The 18,444-nt window shown below is 54.0% G+C and carries 21 protein-coding genes; 5 read left to right on the top strand and 16 right to left on the bottom strand.

The window, feature by feature from the left end; translation table 11 throughout:
• Positions 1 to 373 precede the first annotated feature (373 nt).
• On the bottom strand, positions 374 to 1,459 hold the full coding sequence (locus tag Q3V30_RS15835; protein ID WP_306207272.1) for an aldo/keto reductase: 1,086 nt from the start codon (positions 1,457 to 1,459) through the stop codon (positions 374 to 376).
• A 389-nt stretch (positions 1,460 to 1,848) separates the two neighbouring features.
• Here Q3V30_RS15835 and Q3V30_RS15830 point away from each other — a divergent pair, with 389 nt between their 5' ends.
• The 3 genes from Q3V30_RS15830 to Q3V30_RS15820 all read left to right on the top strand — a co-directional run bounded on the left by Q3V30_RS15830 (position 1,849) and on the right by Q3V30_RS15820 (position 3,890).
• Positions 1,849 to 2,256 (top strand): YsnF/AvaK domain-containing protein, encoded by a 408-nt coding sequence (locus tag Q3V30_RS15830; protein WP_306207271.1) that lies wholly within the window; start codon positions 1,849 to 1,851, stop codon positions 2,254 to 2,256.
• A gap of 26 nt (positions 2,257 to 2,282) precedes the next feature.
• Positions 2,283 to 3,203 (top strand): YsnF/AvaK domain-containing protein, encoded by a 921-nt coding sequence (locus Q3V30_RS15825; RefSeq protein WP_306207268.1) that lies wholly within the window; start codon positions 2,283 to 2,285, stop codon positions 3,201 to 3,203.
• A gap of 168 nt (positions 3,204 to 3,371) precedes the next feature.
• On the top strand, positions 3,372 to 3,890 hold the full coding sequence (locus tag Q3V30_RS15820; protein WP_306207267.1) for a sterol desaturase family protein: 519 nt from the start codon (positions 3,372 to 3,374) through the stop codon (positions 3,888 to 3,890).
• Here Q3V30_RS15820 and crtB read toward each other — a convergent pair.
• The 15 genes from crtB to Q3V30_RS15745 form a co-directional block, all read right to left on the bottom strand.
• Complete coding sequence (gene crtB / locus Q3V30_RS15815; RefSeq protein ID WP_306207266.1) at positions 3,844 to 4,800, bottom strand: 15-cis-phytoene synthase CrtB; 957 nt, start codon at positions 4,798 to 4,800, stop codon at positions 3,844 to 3,846. The genes Q3V30_RS15820 and crtB overlap by 47 nt on opposite strands.
• Complete coding sequence (locus Q3V30_RS15810; protein ID WP_306207264.1) at positions 4,797 to 6,278, bottom strand: phytoene desaturase; 1,482 nt, start codon at positions 6,276 to 6,278, stop codon at positions 4,797 to 4,799. Before Q3V30_RS15810 ends, crtB begins: the two co-directional genes overlap by 4 nt.
• On the bottom strand, positions 6,278 to 7,441 hold the full coding sequence (crtY, locus tag Q3V30_RS15805; protein ID WP_306207262.1) for a lycopene beta-cyclase CrtY: 1,164 nt from the start codon (positions 7,439 to 7,441) through the stop codon (positions 6,278 to 6,280). The genes Q3V30_RS15810 and crtY overlap by 1 nt, the downstream gene beginning before the upstream one ends.
• Positions 7,438 to 8,706 carry a glycosyltransferase gene (locus Q3V30_RS15800; protein WP_306207260.1) on the bottom strand — a complete coding sequence of 423 codons (1,269 nt, stop codon included), beginning with the start codon at positions 8,704 to 8,706 and terminating at the stop codon, positions 7,438 to 7,440. Before Q3V30_RS15800 ends, crtY begins: the two co-directional genes overlap by 4 nt.
• A complete protein-coding gene (gene fni, locus Q3V30_RS15795; protein WP_306207258.1) occupies positions 8,703 to 9,746 on the bottom strand; it encodes a type 2 isopentenyl-diphosphate Delta-isomerase in 1,044 nt (347 codons plus the stop codon). Before fni ends, Q3V30_RS15800 begins: the two co-directional genes overlap by 4 nt.
• Positions 9,747 to 9,786: 40 nt before the next feature.
• Positions 9,787 to 10,686 (bottom strand): polyprenyl synthetase family protein, encoded by a 900-nt coding sequence (locus Q3V30_RS15790; RefSeq protein ID WP_306207256.1) that lies wholly within the window; start codon positions 10,684 to 10,686, stop codon positions 9,787 to 9,789.
• Between the two features lie 171 nt (positions 10,687 to 10,857).
• The gene (locus tag Q3V30_RS15785) at positions 10,858 to 11,412 is read right to left on the bottom strand and encodes a YtfJ family protein (protein ID WP_306207254.1); all 555 of its coding nucleotides are present in this window, start codon (positions 11,410 to 11,412) and stop codon (positions 10,858 to 10,860) included.
• Between the two features lie 43 nt (positions 11,413 to 11,455).
• Complete coding sequence (locus Q3V30_RS15780) at positions 11,456 to 11,692, bottom strand: hypothetical protein (RefSeq protein ID WP_306207252.1); 237 nt, start codon at positions 11,690 to 11,692, stop codon at positions 11,456 to 11,458.
• A 55-nt stretch (positions 11,693 to 11,747) separates the two neighbouring features.
• A complete protein-coding gene (locus tag Q3V30_RS15775; RefSeq protein ID WP_306207250.1) occupies positions 11,748 to 12,650 on the bottom strand; it encodes a manganese catalase family protein in 903 nt (300 codons plus the stop codon).
• Between the two features lie 68 nt (positions 12,651 to 12,718).
• Entirely contained in the window at positions 12,719 to 13,225 is a 507-nt protein-coding gene (locus Q3V30_RS15770; protein ID WP_306207248.1) for a ferritin-like domain-containing protein, read from the bottom strand.
• Between the two features lie 14 nt (positions 13,226 to 13,239).
• A complete protein-coding gene (locus Q3V30_RS15765) occupies positions 13,240 to 13,716 on the bottom strand; it encodes a YciE/YciF ferroxidase family protein (RefSeq protein ID WP_306207246.1) in 477 nt (158 codons plus the stop codon).
• A 395-nt stretch (positions 13,717 to 14,111) separates the two neighbouring features.
• Positions 14,112 to 14,276: a con-10 family general stress protein gene (locus Q3V30_RS15760; protein ID WP_306207244.1), complete on the bottom strand. Its 165-nt coding sequence runs from the start codon at positions 14,274 to 14,276 to the stop codon at positions 14,112 to 14,114.
• 323 nt (positions 14,277 to 14,599) lie between these two features.
• Positions 14,600 to 15,793: a zinc-dependent alcohol dehydrogenase gene (locus Q3V30_RS15755; protein WP_306207242.1), complete on the bottom strand. Its 1,194-nt coding sequence runs from the start codon at positions 15,791 to 15,793 to the stop codon at positions 14,600 to 14,602.
• Positions 15,794 to 15,992: 199 nt separating this feature from the next.
• The gene (locus Q3V30_RS15750; protein WP_306207241.1) at positions 15,993 to 16,901 is read right to left on the bottom strand and encodes an SDR family oxidoreductase; all 909 of its coding nucleotides are present in this window, start codon (positions 16,899 to 16,901) and stop codon (positions 15,993 to 15,995) included.
• A 139-nt stretch (positions 16,902 to 17,040) separates the two neighbouring features.
• Positions 17,041 to 17,547: a CinA family protein gene (locus Q3V30_RS15745; protein ID WP_306207238.1), complete on the bottom strand. Its 507-nt coding sequence runs from the start codon at positions 17,545 to 17,547 to the stop codon at positions 17,041 to 17,043.
• Positions 17,548 to 17,742: 195 nt separating this feature from the next.
• Between Q3V30_RS15745 and Q3V30_RS15740 the strand changes: the two genes are divergently transcribed.
• A complete protein-coding gene (locus Q3V30_RS15740) occupies positions 17,743 to 17,994 on the top strand; it encodes a biofilm development regulator YmgB/AriR family protein (RefSeq protein WP_306207236.1) in 252 nt (83 codons plus the stop codon).
• Between the two features lie 130 nt (positions 17,995 to 18,124).
• Positions 18,125 to 18,379 (top strand): hypothetical protein, encoded by a 255-nt coding sequence (locus Q3V30_RS15735; RefSeq protein WP_306207234.1) that lies wholly within the window; start codon positions 18,125 to 18,127, stop codon positions 18,377 to 18,379.
• Positions 18,380 to 18,444: the final 65 nt, after the last annotated feature.

The following is an 18,444-nucleotide window of genomic DNA, read 5'->3' as shown; positions in this document are numbered from 1 at the left end:
CAGAGCCTGAAGTCTGATGCGGCGCTGAAAATAATTCCGCAGGGTGCAAATCTCTGGCTTCTGTCGCGCCGTTGATTTAAGGCGTTTACCAGCCGGGGCTTTCTGAGAGACGAAAAAAAGCCTGCTCAGGAGCAGGCTTCTTCTCACTTGCAGGATAGTAGGAGTATCCTGCCTGTTCATGAATTCTGTGTGTACAAAAAAACCTGCGTTACACAGGTATAGAATCGGTACAAGGGGTAATCAAATTCTCAGCTCATCTGAGATGAGAGTCCCCACCATACAGTGATATGTTCAGATAGATACTGTAGATTGATATTTAGCCAGCAATGCGCACGATAAGTATGTTTTCAAAATTTATCGCGCGCAGAAAAGGCTACTTCGCTTCCAGATCCTTCCTGTTATCCAGCGTCTCTTTATACTCATCCAGGAACATTTTTTCCGAGGGATCGAGTCGGTCCATGCCGCTGGTAAAGCGATGCCAGTAAGGATAGCGGGGCGCCGGGCGCGTAACCTGTTCAATCCGTTTGCGCTGCGCTTCACTCAGTGTCAGCTCCGCAGCAGCCAGATTTTCCCGCAGATGTTCTTCGGTACGGTTGCCAATAATCAGCGAACTGATGCCGGAGCGGGTCAGCAGCCAGGCCAGGCAGACCTGCGCCGTAGAGGCATTCAGCTCCTGCGCCACCTCACCCAGTACGTCAATGACGTTCCACGCATGCTCCATGTCGTGAACGTAGGGTTCAGGCCAGCCATTACCCTGGCGCGAGCTGTCCGGCGTTTTTTGATGACGTTGTACGGTACCCGTCAGTAAACCTTCGCCCATTGGTCCCCAAATCAGCGTGCCGATATTCTGGTCCAGCGCCATGGGCAGCAGCTCAAATTCTGCCTCACGCGATTCCGGCGTGTAATAGATCTGTTGGCTGACAGGACTATTGAGATGGTTTCGTTCTGCGCTGCCCAGCGTTTTCATCATCTGCCAGGCGGTATAGTTAGAGGTACCGAAGTAGCGAATTTTGCCGCTCTGGATCAGCTCTTCAAGCGCCCGCAGCGTCTCTTCAACCGGCGTAATGCCATCCCAGTTATGGATCTGGTAGAGATCGATATGGTCTGTTTTCAGACGGCGCAGGCTGTTTTCGCACGCTTTGATCAGATGGAAGCGACTGGCACCGCTGTTATTCGGATCTTCACTTAACGGGCTACGCGCTTTGGTCGCCAGAATAACGCGGTCGCGCTGACCTTCCAGCGCTTCACCTACCACTTCTTCAGCGCCGCCCAGCGAGTAGAGATCGGCAGTGTCTACAGTATTAACGCCCTGTTCCAGCGCGATATCCAGGAAGCGGCGTGCCTGGCGGACATCCACATTGCCCGTTTTTTCAAAACCCGATTTTCCGCAAAAGGTCAGCGTTCCCAGCGTCAGTTCTGACACCAGTAAACCGGAACGGCCAAGTTGTCTGTATTTCATTGCTTTCTCCTGTTTTTAAGTCAGGAAAAAAGCATAGTTCATTTAGATTGCTTGTCTGAATAAAGCCGAAGAATAATGTCGATCAAAGCAATTAGTACCGCCAGTAATTTTATGATTCACCTGGCATACTTATCTCCATTAATAAGCTGCTCAGGACAATAAGATTGATAATTCGTTCAGATTAATTTCAGGTGACACTATTTATTCAGTCTCGCTTATCAGGATGATATCCTCATTAAATTGTTGTTACATTTTTACATCTCTTAATCACAATATTATTTTTTTGCTCGTCTACCATTGTAAGTGTGAAAGCGAAGTGTGTAGTGCAGGTAGCAAAAGGGTACTCAACCACTGGCGGATTAAATTTTCTCTGAAGGAGTTTCTATATAATGGGAAAGAGTGAAAAGCCATTGGCCGAACAGTCTGATTACAGTGAGACGTTACCCTTAGCTGAAGAGCAGGCGGAGATTGTTAAGCACCGCCATGTGGATGCTACAGTTCAGGTAAGCCGCACTACCCACACCCGGCAGGAGGAGCTGGCCACTGAACTGATGCAGGAAGAAGTTCATATTAAGCATATTCCTTTTAATAAAAGGTTAGCCGATGATGAAATTCCGCAGATGCGTCAGGAAGGAGACCTGCTAATTATTCCTGTTATTGAAGAAGAAGTTGAAATTGTTCGTCGGAAAGTTCTTAAGGAAGAAATACACATCCTTAAAAACACGACATCGGAAAAATATACGCAGGATGTTACTCTGCGACATCAGGAAGTCACCATCATCAAAGACGAAAACTGATTAACCAAACTACGAGGATCTATTTTATGGCACACGAAAAAATCGTAACCGCATTCAACCAGATTCAGCAGGCAGAATCGGCCAAACAAAGATTGATCGTCGAAGGTATTGCAGAAAAAAATATTGATATTATTTCAGGTGAGCGCCTGAAGGTGGAAGGGAAAGAGATCCGCCATCCAAGTTTCTGGCAGCGACTGTTCGGCGACGACGTTGATGATAATAATGCAGCCGAGTACAGCAAAGCGATGCAGGCAGGCGGTGTGCTGCTGGCAGTAAGAGCGCCTAAAGATCAGGCCAGCCATATTGAAGATGAGCTTTCAGCCTTTGCAGCTGACTACGCCTCCACCGAAAACGATCGCGGCCCGCTAAGCGGCGGTGAGTTTGCTGGCGAAACTAATGACCGTCTGGGTTCACCAACAGGCAGTCTGGCAGAAAAAAATGACTCTTTAACAGCGAACAGTAATTTATCAGGTGTCGGTGAAACGTTTGGTGCCGGGCGTGATTCGCTGAACAGCGTTGATGCTGAGCGTGAAGGCCTGAAACTGGCTGAAGAGAATATTGAAATCGGTAAGCGTCAGGTAAGCGATGGCGCAGTGAAATTACGTCGTTATACCGTTGAAGATGAAGTGGCCGAAGATGTCTCGCTTTATGAGCAGCATGCTGAGGTCTTCCGCAGAGCGGTAGATGAGCCAGCTTATCTGAATGATGTGGACTGGTCAGATAAAACAGTTGTTGTGGAAGAGTCTCACGAAGTCCCAACCGTGGCGAAAACTGCCCGGGTTAAAGAAGAAGTTGGACTGCGTGGCGAAGAGACGGCCCGTGTAGAAACCGTTAAAGACAGCGTGCGTCGTCAGGAAGTGGAAGTTGAACGCGCTGGCGAAGAGCGCCTGACAGACAATGTGACCGGAAGTCTGACAGATGATGTTAACGGTACTAAAAAGTTCTGATATGAACATCAAGAGTGAGGCTGTGAGTTAAATTCAGCTCTCAACAGTGCGAAACAGCAAGAGGCGCCGTGCAAACGGCGCTTTTTTTTGCTCTTTATTGCCAGTAATCCTGTCAGGCGCAGATGAATGCATTACGCTTTAGGCATGTGAAATATCTGCGAGAGAATTATGCTTCTGCTGTGCAACGTTTTGATTGTCGTCGTCACCATTATCATCATGGAGATTGTCGCTACCGTTTCTCACAAATATATCATGCACGGCTGGGGGTGGGGCTGGCATCACTCGCACCATAAACCGCATGAAGGCGGGCTGGAGCTGAACGATCTCTATGCTGTGCTCTTTGCGGTACTGGCGGTGGTGCTGATCTGGCTGGGCAGCATCGGGTACTGGCCGCTGCAGTGGATTGGCGCAGGGATGACGGCCTATGGCGCGCTCTACTTTATCGTGCATGACGGGCTGGTTCATCAGCGTTGGCCCTTCCGCTATATTCCGCGCAAAGGCTATCTGAAAAGATTATACATGGCCCACAAGCTGCACCACGCCGTGCGTGGCAAAGAGGAGTGCGTCTCTTTTGGTTTTCTCTATGCGCCGCCGCTGTCTAAGCTCCAGCAGACGCTTCGTCAGCGGCATACAAAATCGTTTAACGAGGACGCTGCCACAGATCCGCAGGACGAGAGGAGGCCTTAGCCCGGCGCGAAGCGATAGCCTGACCAGCACCAGCGATCAGCAAGCTGATTTTTTCCGCCTTGCTGGTGCCCTGGCGCTGTTGCCAGGCATCTTTTCCGGCGTTTCTGATTTTCACCCCAATTTCCCGGTAAACGCCGCGCGCAGTAGCAATCGCCCAGGCTGAACGCAGCGGAAGCCCGTGCAGGCCCGCCTGCGCAGAGTGATAATAGGGTTCCGCTTCCTCAATCAATCGTTGAGCCACGCGGGCCAGAGCGCTGCGCTGCGACGGTTCAACGTAATTATCCAGCGTCAGATTTTCTGCCGCCAGCCACGCCAGAGGAACGTAGCAGCGCCCAACCTGGGCATCCTCCACAATATCCCTGGCGATATTGGTTAACTGAAACGCCAGTCCCAGATCGCAGGCACGATCCAGCACAGCCTCATCACGTACGCCCATTACCTGCGCCATCATCAACCCCACCACACCCGCCACGTGATAACAGTAGCGCAGGGTGTCGTCAAAGGTGAGATAGGTCTCTTCACGCACGTCCATGGCATAACCTTCGAGATGATCAAACGCCAGCCGCGCCGGAATTTCCTGTGCCAGCGCGACCTCCTGAAAAGCGGCGAAGGCTGGCTCGCTCATCGGAGCGCCCTCAAAAGCCCGCGCGGTCTGCTGACGGAGCTCCTGCAAACGCAGCTCCGGCGTGGTTACCGATGCCGGAGCGGGGAAGCGCTGGTCCTCCGTGGACGTAGGGACGGCAAATCCCAGTGCCTGACCGTCAATCACGTCGTCGCAATGGCGGCACCAGGCGTAGAGCATCAGTGCACCGCGACGGGTTTGCGGATCAAACAGTCTGGCAGCGGTGGCGAAACTTTTAGAGCCTGCCTCAATGGTTTCCGTGGCATGGGTCATTAACTGCTGGTTCATCGTGCTGCATCCTCCAGCATCAGGCTGGCCGTCGCTTTTGCCGATCCAATCACGCCGGGTACGCCCGCGCCGGGATGGGTGCCCGCGCCAACCAGATAGAGATTCTCAAAATGGCTGTCGCGGTTGTGCGGACGGAACCAGGCACTCTGCGTCAGGATGGGCTCTATCGAAAACGCAGAGCCGTGATGGGCATCCAGCTCATCGCGGAAGTCGAAGGGGGTGAACATGCGCTGGGTAACCAGCTGCGACCGCAGACCAGGCATATAGCGCTCTTCAAGATAGTCAAAAATACGGTCACGCAGCCGCGGGCCCTCCACCTCCCAGTCAATATCTGCCGTACCCAGATGGGGAACCGGCGCCAGGACGTAGTAGCTTCCGCAGCCCGGAGGCGCAAGAGAGGGATCCGTCACGCAGGGAGCATGAAGGTAGAGTGAGAAATCTTCAGAGAGCATATCGCTGTTGAAAATATCGCTGATCAGCTCTTTGTAGCGTGCGCCGAAGCAGACCGTGTGGTGCGCCAGCTGGTTATGGGCGTGATTGAGGCCGAAGTAGAGCACAAACAACGAGTTGCTCATCCGCTTACCTTTTAGCGCCCCGGCCCGGCTTTTCCCCTGCGGGGTATGACCAAGCAATTTTGCATAGGTGTTTACCACATCACCATTTGAAGCCACCGCCGCAGCGGGAAGGGTACGGCCATCCGCAAGCTCCACGCCGGTGATCTTATTCCCGCTGGCTGCCAGTCTGGTGACCCGGGCGTTGAGCTGAATTTCGCCGCCCATATCCTCAAACAGTTTTACCATGCCCTGCACCAGCGCGCCGGTGCCGCCGCGCGGAAACCAGACGCCCCATTCACGCTCCAGCGCATGGATAAGCGTATAGATGGCAGAAGTGGCGAACGGATTGCCACCCACCAGCAGCGAATGGAAAGAAAAAGCCTGCCGCAGGTGATCTTCTTCAATAAAGGAAGCCACCATGCTGTAGACGCTGCGCCACGCCTGCAGGCGGGCCAGCTGTGGGCCAGCTTTGATCATATCGCGGAACGAGAGGAACGGCACCGTGCCCAGCTTAAGATACCCCTCTCTGAACACCGCCTGCGAGTAGCTCAGGAAACGCCGGTAGCCTTCCACATCGGCCGGATTAAAGCGGGCTATCTGCGCTTCGAGTTTCGCCTGATCATTATCATAATCCAGCACCTTGCCCGACTCCCAGCAGAGCCGATAGAAGGGCGTGACCGGCATCAGCTCTACATAATCAGCGAGCTGTTTACCGCACAGGCTGAACAGCTCTTCAATAGCCGTCGGGTCAGTGATCACCGTGGGACCGGCGTCAAAGGTGAAGCCCTGATCCTGATAAACGTAAGCGCGCCCGCCGGGTTTATCCCGTGCTTCCAGCAACAGCGTGGGAATGCCGGCTGCCTGTAATCTGATGGCTAAAGCCAGGCCGCCAAAACCGGCACCCATAACAATCGTTTTATTCATTAAAAAGCTCGCAAACGGGGTGTTTTCTTCAGCACGGCGCTCAACGCTTCACCAACCGGAACCGGTGGTTTTCCCGTGAGCACGCGAGCCATATCAAAGCAGGTGGGTTTTCCCGCATAAAAGCGGGCAATGAGTCCCTGATCAAGACGATAAAAACGCTGCATCACCTGCCACCGCCGTGCCGGTGAACCGGCCAGAAAAAGCATGCGGTTCAGCAGGCGAAAAAAGCGCTGCTGCTGCCACTGCTGCAGCGCAAAGGTTTTGATCGTCTCGTACAGCGCGCCGCTTTCCAGCACCGGCTGGCTGGCGATCAGGTCTGCCAGCGCTACCGCCAGCGGCAGTGAATAGCCGGTGGTGGGATGGAAAAGCAGGGCGCGCAGGCCGCTGCAGGGCTGCCGCCGATCGTGTTGCCAGACGCTCTCCGGCTTACCGGCCAGCGTGATTGGCAGGTTACCCTGCTCTTCACGCTGCAACGTCTGCAGCACCCACCCTTTATCTGCGGCATAGTGCTGAATGCGTTTGCGCCCTTCATCGACATCAAACGCTTTACTGTCGATATAGTGCGTATCCTCAATCAGTAACGTGTCGGGCGTCAGCGGCAGGGTATAGACAAAACGGTAGCCGTTTAGCTGATCCACGGTGGCGTCCATCAGGATCGGGCACTTCAGGCCATGCGGCTGCTTAAGCTGCCACTGCTGGCCAAGAAAGGATTGATAGCCAATCTGCATGGCAGGATTCGGCTGATAGCCCCGGCCATCAATTACCGTGCGGGCATAAAACGTCTGCCCGTCGTCCAGCACAACGTGCTCAGGCGTAAGGTCAACAATGTGGCTGTTAAGGCGCAGGTTTTCACCCAGCGCCTGGCTCATCATCACGGCAAAATGGTCCGAGGTGAGAGTCAGATAGCCGCCGGGCAGAGTGCGGTTCAGCTCAGGAAAAGCGACCTCGTAGCCTTCCCAGCGATGGGCGACCAGCGGCAGCAGCCACGCAAGCTGCTCGGGTGTGAGATCGCTCTGATGAAATGACCAGGTGTGATTACCGCCTGCCTGCTGGCCCGCCTCCAGCATCAGAATCGATAAAGTCGGCTGACGCTGCAGCAGGCGCCAGGCGATCAGTCCGTTTGCCAGTCCTCCACCGGCGAGAATGACGTCCCATTTTTTCAAAACGTAGCCTCTGTGATCGGGCTGAGCGCCTGGCTGGCAATCTCAGCGGCTCTGGCGGCGCCGCCCGCCGCGGCCAGCTGCTTTTGCATCGCCGATAGTCGCTGTTGATAACTTTCATCATCCAGCACTTTACGCAGATTCTCCGCCAGCGTGTCGCTGGTGCAAAAGCGGGAGACCCGGCGGCCAATGCCGCTCCAGGCCACGCGAGCGGCCACGCCGGGCTGATCGAACGCCAGCGGAACCGTGATAATCGGGGTTCGGGTGCTGACCGCATCGGCCACCGTGTTCAGCCCGCCGTGGGTGATCACCGCCTGCGCCTGTTGCAGCACGGCGGGTTGATCGGCAAAGTCGGTTACCCAGGTTGCCCCTGCCTGCTGCAGCTGTTCGCCTTGCGCGCTGTTCAGCCCGCCGCAATGAGCAATCAGCAACTGGGCATCCAGGCTGCGGCACGCTTTAGCGATAGTTTTGAACAACCTGAAGCGGTGTCCCTGCAGCGTACCGAGCGAGGCAAAGACAAAAGGGCGATCCGCAGAGGCGGGCCAGAACTGGCTGGCGGAAGCGGAGGCTTTTTTGCGCAGCGGGCCGACAGTATAGAAGTTTTCTGGCGGCGCCTTACGGGGAAAATCGAGCGCCGGAATGGTCTGGCTGATCTGCGCCAGCGAAGAGAGGCACTCATGCAATCCTTCGCGGGAAGGGAGACCAAAACGGCGGGCCTGACGATTAATCACTTTGTTGTGACTACGCATCATCCAGTCATAGACGCGCTGGCTGGAGTGATAGATCTTCTGGCTTCTGCGGCTGGTGGCGTAATTAAACGGCATCACCGGCAGCGGCAGGCCCGACTCCCGGTTAACCGGCAACGCACAGGCAACGGAGATAAAGGGCAGCCCCAGCGCTTCCGCTACCAGCCCTCCCGCAGGCTCCATTTGATCGACAATTAAGCCATCTACCGCCAGCTCATTCAGCACCGCAGGCAACGCTTCGCACAGCATATCCGTGTGGCGGGCCATATCTTCAATCAGCGTCAGCACCGCCATGCCACCCGGATGAGAGGCCAGGTGAAGCGTCCGGGCGAGCGTCTCCTCAGGCAGTGGATCCGTTTTAAGCGTATAGAGCGCGGGGCCTTTTTCGCCTAACCAGGGCATGGTTCCAGCCTGCTGGATAAAGGTTACCTTGTGGCCACGCACCATTAATTCCTGAGCCAACGCCTCCAGCGCCTGAAGGTGGCTGTAAAAAGGGGGAGAAATAACGGCATAGTGACTCATGCTGCGCCTCCCGTGTAGAAAATCTCAGCCTGGCGCAGCGCGTTGAGATCGGCGCTGCCGGTGCAAAAGCAGACCGTTTTAAGCTGATCGATAAGCGTGAGGAAAGCGTCATTCAGCGCCTCGCTGGAGAGGGTAGCGCTGGGTAATATCGCCGCCGCCAGGCCAACAAAATCAGCCCCCAGACGCAGAGCTTTGGCGACATCGATGCCGTCGCGAATGCCGCCGGAAGCGACAACGGGCATCCCGGGCAGCGCTTTGCGCACGTCGATAAGCGCCTGAGAAGTGGGGATCCCCCAGTTGGCAAAAGCCATGGCAACGGCACGCTGGCGGGGATCCCGCGCGCGCTCCCCTTCCACCGCCGCCCAGCTGGTGCCGCCCGCGCCCGCCACATCAATCATCGCCACGCCTGCTTCAGCAAGCCGCAGCGCTACCGCAGGTGAAATTCCTGCCCCCACTTCCTTGACCACAACGGGAACGGCCAGTTTGTTGACCAGCTCACCCAGAGCGGCCAGAACCCCGCGCCAGTCGCGGTCGCCATCCGTTTGCAGCACTTCCTGCAGGGGATTGAGATGCACAATCAGCGCATCCGCGTCGATCATCTCTACCGCCCGGCGGGCATAATCAAGGCCTTGCGGGCCACTGATTTGCGCTGCTCCCAGATTCGCCAGCAAAGGGATATCGGGAGCCACGTCGCGTAGCTTTCTGTTGAGGCCATAATCCTCTTTACTCTCCAGGGCGACACGCTGCGATCCCACGCCCATTGCCAGGCCCAGTGCCTGAGCGGTGGCCGCGAGATGCAGATTGATAGCCTGCGCGCGCCGGGCACCTCCAGTCATGGAGCTGATCATCAGCGGCGCCTTAAGCGCTTTTCCGAACAGTGAGGTGCTGATATCAACAGCGTTGAAATCAAGCTCCGGCATTGCACAGTGTGAAAAGCGCCACTGTGCAAAGCCGGTGGCAATCTGACTGACTGCCTGCGCTGGGTTTAATACTATATCCAGGTGATCATTTTTTCGCTGGATCAGTTCCGCGTTCTTCATTGACTCTCCGGTGAAAAAATCCTGTAGGGTCTGGCTGGCATTAACGGAACGCGGCCAGCTGCTGGTTGAACCAGCTGTGCATGAAGTGCCGGGTTGCCTGACCGTGGTGACAAACGCCGTCAAAATAGTGGTCGGCATTCTCAAGATGCGTTTGCAGGCGCTGATGAACCTCTTCCACGCCCAGCAAAGCGACCAGCGTGGATTTGCCCACATCCTGATTAATATCTTTTCCCGTGCCGTCATGGCAGTCGGAGAGATCGTCAAGAAGCTGAAAAGCCTGGCCCAGTTCGCGGGCGATATAACGAAGCTGCTGGGAAACGGCAGGCGAGACGTCGGCCGCCAGAGCGGCCAGCTGCAGGGAAGCCTCAAAAAGCACGCTGGTTTTGAGATCGTTAGTGCGCGTTATCGCCTCCCCGGAACGCTGGGTTGCCCCCTCGCTCAGATCCTGATATTGCCCCTGAACCAACCCCTGAAGCCCCACTGCGGCTGAAAGTTCCGCCACCGCCTGAGCTTTGCAGCTGGCAGAGAGCCCTTCCGCAGAGGCCACCGTGCCAAAGGCTTTACTCAGCAGCGCTACGGCAGCCAGAATGGCCACATCCTGGCCGAACTGCAAATGAATAGTCTGTCGGCCACGGCGCGTCTGGGCATTGTCCATGCAGGGAATATCATCCAGCATCAGCGAGGCGGCGTGGATCATCTCCACGGCGCAGGCGAGATCCAGCAGCCCGGAATGCGCCCGTGCGCAACCCAAATCGCGGGCCACCAGCAGCAGCAGCAGGGGACGAATGCGTTTGCCGGGTGTTAACGTGCCTTCACGCATGGCAGCGCTGACGCGATCCCCCGCTAAAGGCAGCAGGCTATCCAGGCGAAGGTTGACTGCCTCACGCATTGCCAGCAGTTCGCTGTCAGAATAAAAAGATTTTTCTGCGGTTAAGCTCATGGTCACTCTTATTAGCATCAAAAAAAGGTCAAAGCCGGTGCTTAATTAATGGCCATATCAGGAAAAAGTATGTTGCTCAGTGCTAAGGCTAGAATACTATTGCGCTTCTGTACTGATTCCACGCCAAAAAAAGGCAATTCAGTGCCGGTCAGGCAAAAACGAATCAGCGCGTCAGGAGAGCAAAGTAGTGAGCAGGGAGATGACGTGGTTCACTTCCAGAGGGGACAGGGCACCCTCTTTATAAAAACGAATATTCCCTGATTTATCTAATACCACCACGGCCGACCCCCCTTCCTTTAACTGCCATGTGCGTCGTGCTTCGCCTGAGTTATCAATAATGAACTGTGACCACGGCGACTGCTTTTTACTCGATTTCAGGCTGGCGCGAACAAACAGACTGCTGCCGGGGATAGCGTCCTGAGTATTGACGATAAGGGTGGTTTGAAAGCGCTCCCTGGGCAAATTTGCCGCCTCCAGTCTCTCCGTCAGCGCCGCATTCTCCTCTTTTGCCGAGAGGCGGCCTGCCAGATGCAGCAACACCCGGACTTTTCCGGTGAGCGTCGCACTGTTCCAGGGCTGATAGCTGAACTTCCCATCAGTGTAGTGGATCACGCCATCATCAATAATCACCGCCAGAGGGAGATGCTGACCCATAACAAAGGTGCTGGCAGAAGTAATAAAGGGGAAAGCGCAGAGGCTCAGAAGCAGGCAGACGTGGCGAAGCATAGGATTCCCTTTAAGAAATTTATTATTCCTTTAGAACCTTAGCCTAACGATCGGATTTTGCAGATTTTAGCGGAGGGATCATTTTCACCCTTTGCAGGGTCATAACATGGCGGGCAAAATCTTCATGGACTTCGGGGCTTTCAAGATTTACGGCAGCGTTGCCATCTTCATCGATCAGGATGCGATCTTTGTCATCTTTAGCCTCCTGCATATCGCCACGCGACATCACGCTCAGCAGCTGTTCAGGACTGTTGAAGAGGTTTTTTAGCAGTTTTAACATAGTCATCTCAGAAGAGGGCGGCCAGAGCTGGCCGCCTTTTAAACAAAAGTAGTGCTTACTTAGGTTTAGTATCGGACTGCGTTTTGTTTTCAATCGGCGCTACGGAACCGAGATCGGAACCGGTAACTGGATTGATAGAAGGATCGGAAGCGGTACGGGTGGCCATACTGTCCAGATTAGCCTTCTGCTCTGCAGGAAGCATCACGCTTGCGCTGCCGTCGCCGCCATCTACTGCTGGAGTAGGGTTGGCCACGTAGTTGAAGTTTTCATCGGAGTTCCAGCTACCGCGAACTTCTCCACCTTCCGACATGTTGTAGTACACGTTGGAATACTGCTCAATCGGCGGCAATTTACCCGGTGGGAAATTGTTGCGGATAGAGTAGAGTGCTTTTTCAAACGACATCTGGTGCGCCACTTCACGCGTCATCAGGAAGCCCAGGGCATCTTTAACGCCCGGATCGTCCGTCATATTGATCAGACGCTCGTACAGAATTTTTGCGCGTGCTTCCGCAGCGATGTTGGAACGCAGGTCAGCCGTGACTTCGCCGATGGTATCGATATAGGCGGCTGTCCACGGAACACCAGCTGAATTGGTCAGCGGTGGACCACCGCCGTACAGCAGCTGAGTCAGGTGGCTGTCGTTACCTTTGCCGCTAATCGAGCGGTAAAGTTCACCTTCTTCTTCGGTGCCTTCCGCCAGATCGCCTTTAGCCCCTTTATTCAGCATGCCGACCAGCGAGCCAATAATTTCAAGGTGGCTCAGCTCTTCGGTTGCGATATCCATCAGCATATCTTTACGCCCTGGATCATCATCGCCCAGCCCCTGGGTGAAATAACGGCAGGCTGCTGCCAGTTCACCCTGAGGTCCGCCAAACTGCTCAAGTAAAAGGTTCGCAAGGCCCGGATTGGGACCCGCAACGCGTACGGTGTACTGCAATTGTTTTACATGTCTGAACATGGCTCACTCCGGTTGTTTAATCATCAATTCGGCCTGCGTCAGGGCAGGCCGTCCGCTGGTGCTGCGGATTATTTTTTTGCTTCCACACCGGGTGCGGCTGAACGCACCATAAACTGTTCCGTGACGTCCGGAAGATGCTTCAGTGACCAGTCGGCCATTGCCACTTCCTGCTCGCGAATTTGTTCAAAAATACGCGCGCCTTCATGGTCACCAACCAGCTCTGCCGCCGCAATCAGCGAGGTATAGCTGGCGATTTCCAGATTCTCGAAGACATAACCGCTGATAGCACCTTTGACTACTTCGTCATCGGCCATCATGCCGCCCATCGCCTGACCAAAGGCGGCTACTTTGCCCATGGTATCTTTCAGCGTTGAGCTGGAGGTGTCATAGCGATCGATAACCGACTGCACCAGCGTCTGCTGCTGACGGGTCTCTTCAATGTGCTGCTCGATACGGGAGCGCAGATCGGGATAATGCTCCAGGCGTGAAGCCATCTTTTCCAGCATGCTTTCTGCCTGTTTTTCCATGGCGTGAGCATCTTTTACCCACGTCAGATAGTTCTCTTCGTGTGTCATGTTGAACTCCTCTCTTAAGCCTGGCTTTCAGCGATAACGGTGAGTTTCTCATCCGTCGCTTTCTCTTCCTTCAGCGTCTCAGCCAGCAAATTGGCGGCCTCTTTGTAGCCCAGCTTGGAAGCCAGCGCGTACAGGGTGCCGTAGGTGGCGATTTCGTAGTGTTCTACTTTCTGCGCCGCCCCAATCAGACCTGCATCACGCACGGGACCGGCTTCAACAGAATCAATGATCTCCTGCGCCTCTTCCACCAGGCCTTCCAGGGCATGGCATTTCATTCGTTTGATTTTCACGCCGTCGGTGATTTCCACCAGCTGATCGAGGCGTTCAATTTGGCCCTGGGTTTCTTCAAGATGCTGTTTGAAAGCAGCAACCAGTTTTTCATCAGTAGCAGCGCGTGCCATTTTAGGCAGAGCACGAGTTATCTGTTTTTCCGCGCTGTAGACGTCTGATAAATCGTGGATAAACAAGTCTTCCAGAGTTTTAATTGTCATTTTGATCTCCATTCCAATACAGAGTTAATAATTTAAAACCCAGCGCTACGCTGTGGGTGACTACAGCTAAAGAATAGACGCTAAATATAGAGTGTGGGGAAAGTATTAAGGCCTAAATAATATTAGGATTATTCCTGGTCATAAGTTTGTGGCATATAAACGCCAGAAATCAAAGTGTGTAACGTAATGAATTCGAAAATTTTGTACAGCGAGATTGGGCGCTGTACATCTATTTGTCCGTAAAAATGGCATTATTGTTAAATATTTGTTTTGCCTGTTTTCCTCTCTCGTCCCGGTCAGGGCCAGACAAAACAAAGCCCGCCATTACCTGTAAAGTAATGGCGGGCTGCGTTCGGGTTAAACAGCGCCCGACAGGCGTTCCCTCGCCTTAGTGGTCAGCTACGTTTGCTGTTCTGCCCACCTTTTTTGCCGGCATCGGACGCTTTTTCGCGGTCATTTTTGAAACTGCCGCTGCTGCTCTGTCCGCCTTTTTTGCCAGCTTCTGATGCTTTCTCACGATCTTCTGCGAAGTTACCTGAATTGCCACGATGCTGAGTCATAAATATTCCTCTTCGTGATTAAGGTTTCCACTGAAAATATCCTTAGAAAAACGGTCTCATATTTCTAAAGACAGTGAACGTCTTGCGTTATTAAATCTAGCAAAGGTGAGAGGCCTTGCAAGTGAGATATTCAAATTTTTTTCCGCTTTGGCCTCTTCTTACGGGAAGCCCTTGATGCAGGAGCTTTTATCGGACCACCGATTATTAAAGATGAGCGATTCTTTACACAGCTAAAAAATTAAACGGCGCAGAGTTGTAACCTGATGTTAATAACCGAGCCGCGCCGTCGATTTTTTCCTCCCGCATCATCTTCTGTCAGCTGCTCACAAAGTCGCTGCGCTGGTATGCATGCCCGGCACCAGAATCACCTTACGACACTCCTCTTCGCGCTTTTCAAAGATCTTGTAACCGCGCGCCGCCTCCTCAAGAGGAAGATGGTGGGTGACGATCTCTTCCGGCGTCAGGTGCCCTTTTTCAATCAGCGTCAGCAGTTCAGGCAGGAAGGCGTGAACGTGCGTTTGCCCCATTTTGAAGGTTAACCCTTTGTCAAAGGCGTCCCCGAACATAAAGCCATGGATGAAACCGGCATAGACGCCAGGCACGCTGACGATGCCGCCACGCCGGACGGCAGCGATACACTGACGTAACACTTTGCCGCTGCTGCCTTCAATTTTCAGATTGCTTAACACCGTTTCGGTAAGGCTGCCTTTGGCCTCAAACCCAACGGCATCAATGACCGCATCCACGCCGCGATGGCCCGCGCTGTTTTCAATAATCCACGCCGCCGGGTCATCATTCTCATCAAAATTCAGCGGGATAACGCCATAGCGTTCACGGGCAAAGGCGAGACGGTAATCATTGTGATCGATCATGAATATCTGCTCGGCTCCGGCCAGCCGTGCGCAGGCTGCACTGAGCAATCCTACCGGGCCTGCGCCATAAATTGCCACGCTGGAACCCTGTTTGATCTCCGCATTTTTCACTGCCTGCCAGGCCGTAGGCAGGATGTCGGAGAGGAACAGCACTTTTTCATCCGGTAGCGAATCGGGAACTTTGAACGGACCGGTATTGGCCTTGGGAACCCGAACATATTCAGCCTGCCCGCCTGGTATTCCGCCATAAAGTTTGCTGTAGCCAAACAGGGCGGCAGGAGGGGTAATTTTTTTCCGGTTAAGCGTGGCGCCGCCACCGCTATTGGTATTTTCGCAGGCTGCATACTGATGCAGGTGGCAGAAAAAACAGTCGCCGCAGGCGATCACAAAAGGAATAACCACCCGGTCTCCTTTGGCCACGGCGGTCACGTCTCTGCCGGTTTCGACAACTTCGCCCATAAATTCATGGCCGAAAATATCACCGTGCCCGGTGCCGGGGATCTTCCCGCGATACAGGTGCAGGTCGGAGCCACAAATCGCCGTAGCGGTCACCCGCAGAATAATATCGTCAGAGGCTTCAATCGTCGGGTCAGGCATGGTGTCCACGCTGACTTTATGCGGTCCGTGATAGGTTAAGGCTTTCATTAGGTGTGCTCCAGAGTAAGGGGGAAACCATGCAGAGTGGCTTCCTGTGGCAAACAAAACCTTCCGGCAGAGAGGAGGGAGGCACTCACGGGAGGTGACTGCCAGCAACCACCTGCCCAAAAAACAACAGCGGGGAAGGAGAGGTAACCGTTACGGCTACACCTGAGGCTCCCCGAAGAGAGCCGCAGAAAGGGCGTGATTAAAGCGTGCCGGTTCCGCCATCGGAACACCAGACCTGGCCGGAGCTGTAGCTGCTTTCCGTCGAGGCCAGCGTGACATAGAGCGGCGCAATTTCTGCCGGTTGACCCGGACGGCCCAGCGGCGCGGAGCCGCCAAACTGCTCAAGTTTCTCTTGTGGCTGTCCGCCGCAGGCTTGCAGTACCGTCCAGTAAGGTCCCGGTGCTACCGCATTTACCCGGATGCCCTCCGGACCAAGCTGTTTGGCCAGAGATTTGGTGAAGGCTGCAATCGCTGCTTTGGTCTGAGCATAGTCCAGCAGAGTGTCGCTTGGCTGATAAGCCTGCACGGAGGAGGTATTGATAATCGAGGCCCCGCGCGGCAGATAGTCCAGCGCCGCTTTGGTTATCCAGAACATGGCATAGACGTTGGTTTTAAAGGTGGCGTCGAAATCTTCGGTGGTCAGATCGCGGATCGACTCCCGGAACTGCTGACGACCCGCATTGTTCACCAGAATATCAAGGCCGCCTAATTCCGTTGTGGCCTGTTTGACCAGCTGCTGGCAAAAGGCTTCGTCCCTGATATCACCGGGAATAGCCACCGCTTTGCGCCCGGCTGCGCGAATAAGTTCAATGACTTCGCGGGCGTCTTCTTCTTCCGCAGGCAGATAATTTATAGCGACGTCCGCCCCTTCCCGGGCGTAAGCAATAGCCGCTGCGCGGCCAATACCCGAATCTCCCCCGGTAATCAGCGCTTTTCGACCCGCAAGGCGATCGCTTCCCTTATAAGAGGTTTCGCCGTGATCGGGACGCGGCACCAGTTTACAGGCAAGGCCCGGGAAAGGCTGTTTTTGACGTTCAAACGGCGGTGCAGGGAAACGATCTGCATCGGTTTGGTTCAGTGAGGCGGGGATGCCATTCTTGCTGCTCATCGTTTACTCCTTCTGTGCGGCTTGTTTGGTTTATAAAGCATAGAAAAGAGTTTCAGAATTGTGCAAATCTCTTCTCCCCTCCCTGAACCTCTGTAGGTTGCAGAAAAGGGAAGATGAAATAGCGCTACTGCATGGCGTGTTACTGCGCTAAAGAAGAATCTTCGGAGAGCAGGGTAGTGAGCCTCTGCAGAGAGAAAAGGGCGGCTTCTTTGACCACTTTTTCCGGGTCACCGTCAAAATGGCGCACCTCAGCGTGGACCTGTTCACTGGGGAGGTGCCAGGCGAACCAGATCGTGCCTGCTGGCGTCCCATCCTCTCCGCCCTCCGGTCCGGCGTAGCCACTAACCGCCAGGCTGACCGCTTCGCCGGAAACCGCTACAGCCCCTTTAACCATCTCTCTGACCACCGCTTCGCTGACGGCGGTGTGAATGGCCAGCGTCTCTGCATTAACGCCCAGTAACTTCTGTTTGGCGTGATCGGTATAAGTAATAAAACCGCTGGTGAAATACTCGCCGCTGTTCGCGGCGCCACCCAGAGACATGCCCACTAATCCTGCGGTGCAGGATTCTGCGGTAGCGACTTTGCACTCTGCTTTAAGCAGGAGTTCACCTGCTTTTTCTGCTGCTTGTTTCAGTTCAGTGTCCACTGCGACTCCTTATGTAAGAGCTAAAATAAGCCTGATCTAAAGCTAGGTCTAAAAAGTAACAAAATGGTAACCAGACAGCACTAAATGCTAAAATTTCAGCAATATTTTTTAATATTTTGTACAGGTTTTTGGAAGCTGTACAAAAAATTCCTATTCCTTTTAAATGTTAATTAATCTGATAAAAAGGATCCGGTCATGCATCACAACAGGTTTAACGCGGAACTCAGCTCTGATTCAGCTAACGATTTCAGCGTGAATGAGGGGGAATACGCTTCTCTTGAGCAAACGCTGGGCCAGGTGGTGATGGAGATTCTTCAGGGAGGAATGGCGGTAAACAGGCCTTCAATCTGCACCAAATTACTGGCGCGTTTATCGGAATCGACGACCCCCGATCAGGAAAAACACCACAAGGAACTGATCAGCCTGCTGTTTGGCCGGGAAAAGTAATCTGGCCAGGCGATCAATTTCCTGCTGACAGGCAGGTCTGTACAGCATGAATCGACAGCAGGAAATTGATAAACACCTGAATAAGACCCCGACCTGAGGGTATTTTATATTTTTATCCTGAGACAGTTTTATGAGTAATGACGAGATCCGACAGCTCAGGGATGTCGTACTGGGCGAGGCAGTGATTGCCCTTTTCGCCGATCAGCGTCCCCTGAGTAATGAAAGCCTGATCAGGCAATTGATGCAGATGGCGGCGAGTGAATCTGATAATACCAGACGTAAGGCGTGCCTTGAGGCAGTCCGGGAAGTGCGTAAAAACAGCACGTTAATTAACAGACAGCCTGAAGTGAAGAAAAAGCAGGGGGGCGATAACACGCTTCACTGATCAACAATAAATCCACCGTAACAAGTTTCCTGCCACATAGCGTTGTGAACGAAGTCGTCCACTGC

The organism is Erwinia pyri (assembly GCF_030758455.1).
In the GTDB taxonomy this organism is placed as follows: Bacteria; Pseudomonadota; Gammaproteobacteria; order Enterobacterales; family Enterobacteriaceae; genus Erwinia; species Erwinia pyri.
Note: the sequence above shows the minus strand (reverse complement) of the source record. Positions and strands in the feature narration are given on the sequence as shown.

Bases quoted from the DNA above. Each gene is read 5' to 3' on its own strand.
- Q3V30_RS15755 (WP_306207242.1), bottom strand. From the start codon at position 15,793: ATGAAAGCCTTAACCTATCACGGACCGCATAAAGTCAGCGTGGACACC.
- Q3V30_RS15785 (WP_306207254.1), bottom strand. From the start codon at position 11,412: ATGCTTCGCCACGTCTGCCTGCTTCTGAGCCTCTGCGCTTTCCCCTTT.
- Q3V30_RS15790 (WP_306207256.1), bottom strand. From the start codon at position 10,686: ATGAGCTTAACCGCAGAAAAATCTTTTTATTCTGACAGCGAACTGCTG.
- Q3V30_RS15775 (WP_306207250.1), bottom strand. From the start codon at position 12,650: ATGTTCAGACATGTAAAACAATTGCAGTACACCGTACGCGTTGCGGGT.
- Q3V30_RS15765 (WP_306207246.1), bottom strand. From the start codon at position 13,716: ATGACAATTAAAACTCTGGAAGACTTGTTTATCCACGATTTATCAGAC.
- Q3V30_RS15835 (WP_306207272.1), bottom strand. From the start codon at position 1,459: ATGAAATACAGACAACTTGGCCGTTCCGGTTTACTGGTGTCAGAACTG.
- Q3V30_RS15825 (WP_306207268.1), top strand. From the start codon at position 2,283: ATGGCACACGAAAAAATCGTAACCGCATTCAACCAGATTCAGCAGGCA.
- fni (WP_306207258.1), bottom strand. From the start codon at position 9,746: ATGAAGAACGCGGAACTGATCCAGCGAAAAAATGATCACCTGGATATA.
- Q3V30_RS15830 (WP_306207271.1), top strand. From the start codon at position 1,849: ATGGGAAAGAGTGAAAAGCCATTGGCCGAACAGTCTGATTACAGTGAG.
- Q3V30_RS15750 (WP_306207241.1), bottom strand. From the start codon at position 16,901: ATGAGCAGCAAGAATGGCATCCCCGCCTCACTGAACCAAACCGATGCA.
- Q3V30_RS15770 (WP_306207248.1), bottom strand. From the start codon at position 13,225: ATGACACACGAAGAGAACTATCTGACGTGGGTAAAAGATGCTCACGCC.
- Q3V30_RS15810 (WP_306207264.1), bottom strand. From the start codon at position 6,278: ATGAATAAAACGATTGTTATGGGTGCCGGTTTTGGCGGCCTGGCTTTA.
- Q3V30_RS15800 (WP_306207260.1), bottom strand. From the start codon at position 8,706: ATGAGTCACTATGCCGTTATTTCTCCCCCTTTTTACAGCCACCTTCAG.
- Q3V30_RS15740 (WP_306207236.1), top strand. From the start codon at position 17,743: ATGCATCACAACAGGTTTAACGCGGAACTCAGCTCTGATTCAGCTAAC.
- Q3V30_RS15760 (WP_306207244.1), bottom strand. From the start codon at position 14,276: ATGACTCAGCATCGTGGCAATTCAGGTAACTTCGCAGAAGATCGTGAG.
- Q3V30_RS15735 (WP_306207234.1), top strand. From the start codon at position 18,125: ATGAGTAATGACGAGATCCGACAGCTCAGGGATGTCGTACTGGGCGAG.
- Q3V30_RS15820 (WP_306207267.1), top strand. From the start codon at position 3,372: ATGCTTCTGCTGTGCAACGTTTTGATTGTCGTCGTCACCATTATCATC.
- Q3V30_RS15780 (WP_306207252.1), bottom strand. From the start codon at position 11,692: ATGTTAAAACTGCTAAAAAACCTCTTCAACAGTCCTGAACAGCTGCTG.
- crtB (WP_306207266.1), bottom strand. From the start codon at position 4,800: ATGAACCAGCAGTTAATGACCCATGCCACGGAAACCATTGAGGCAGGC.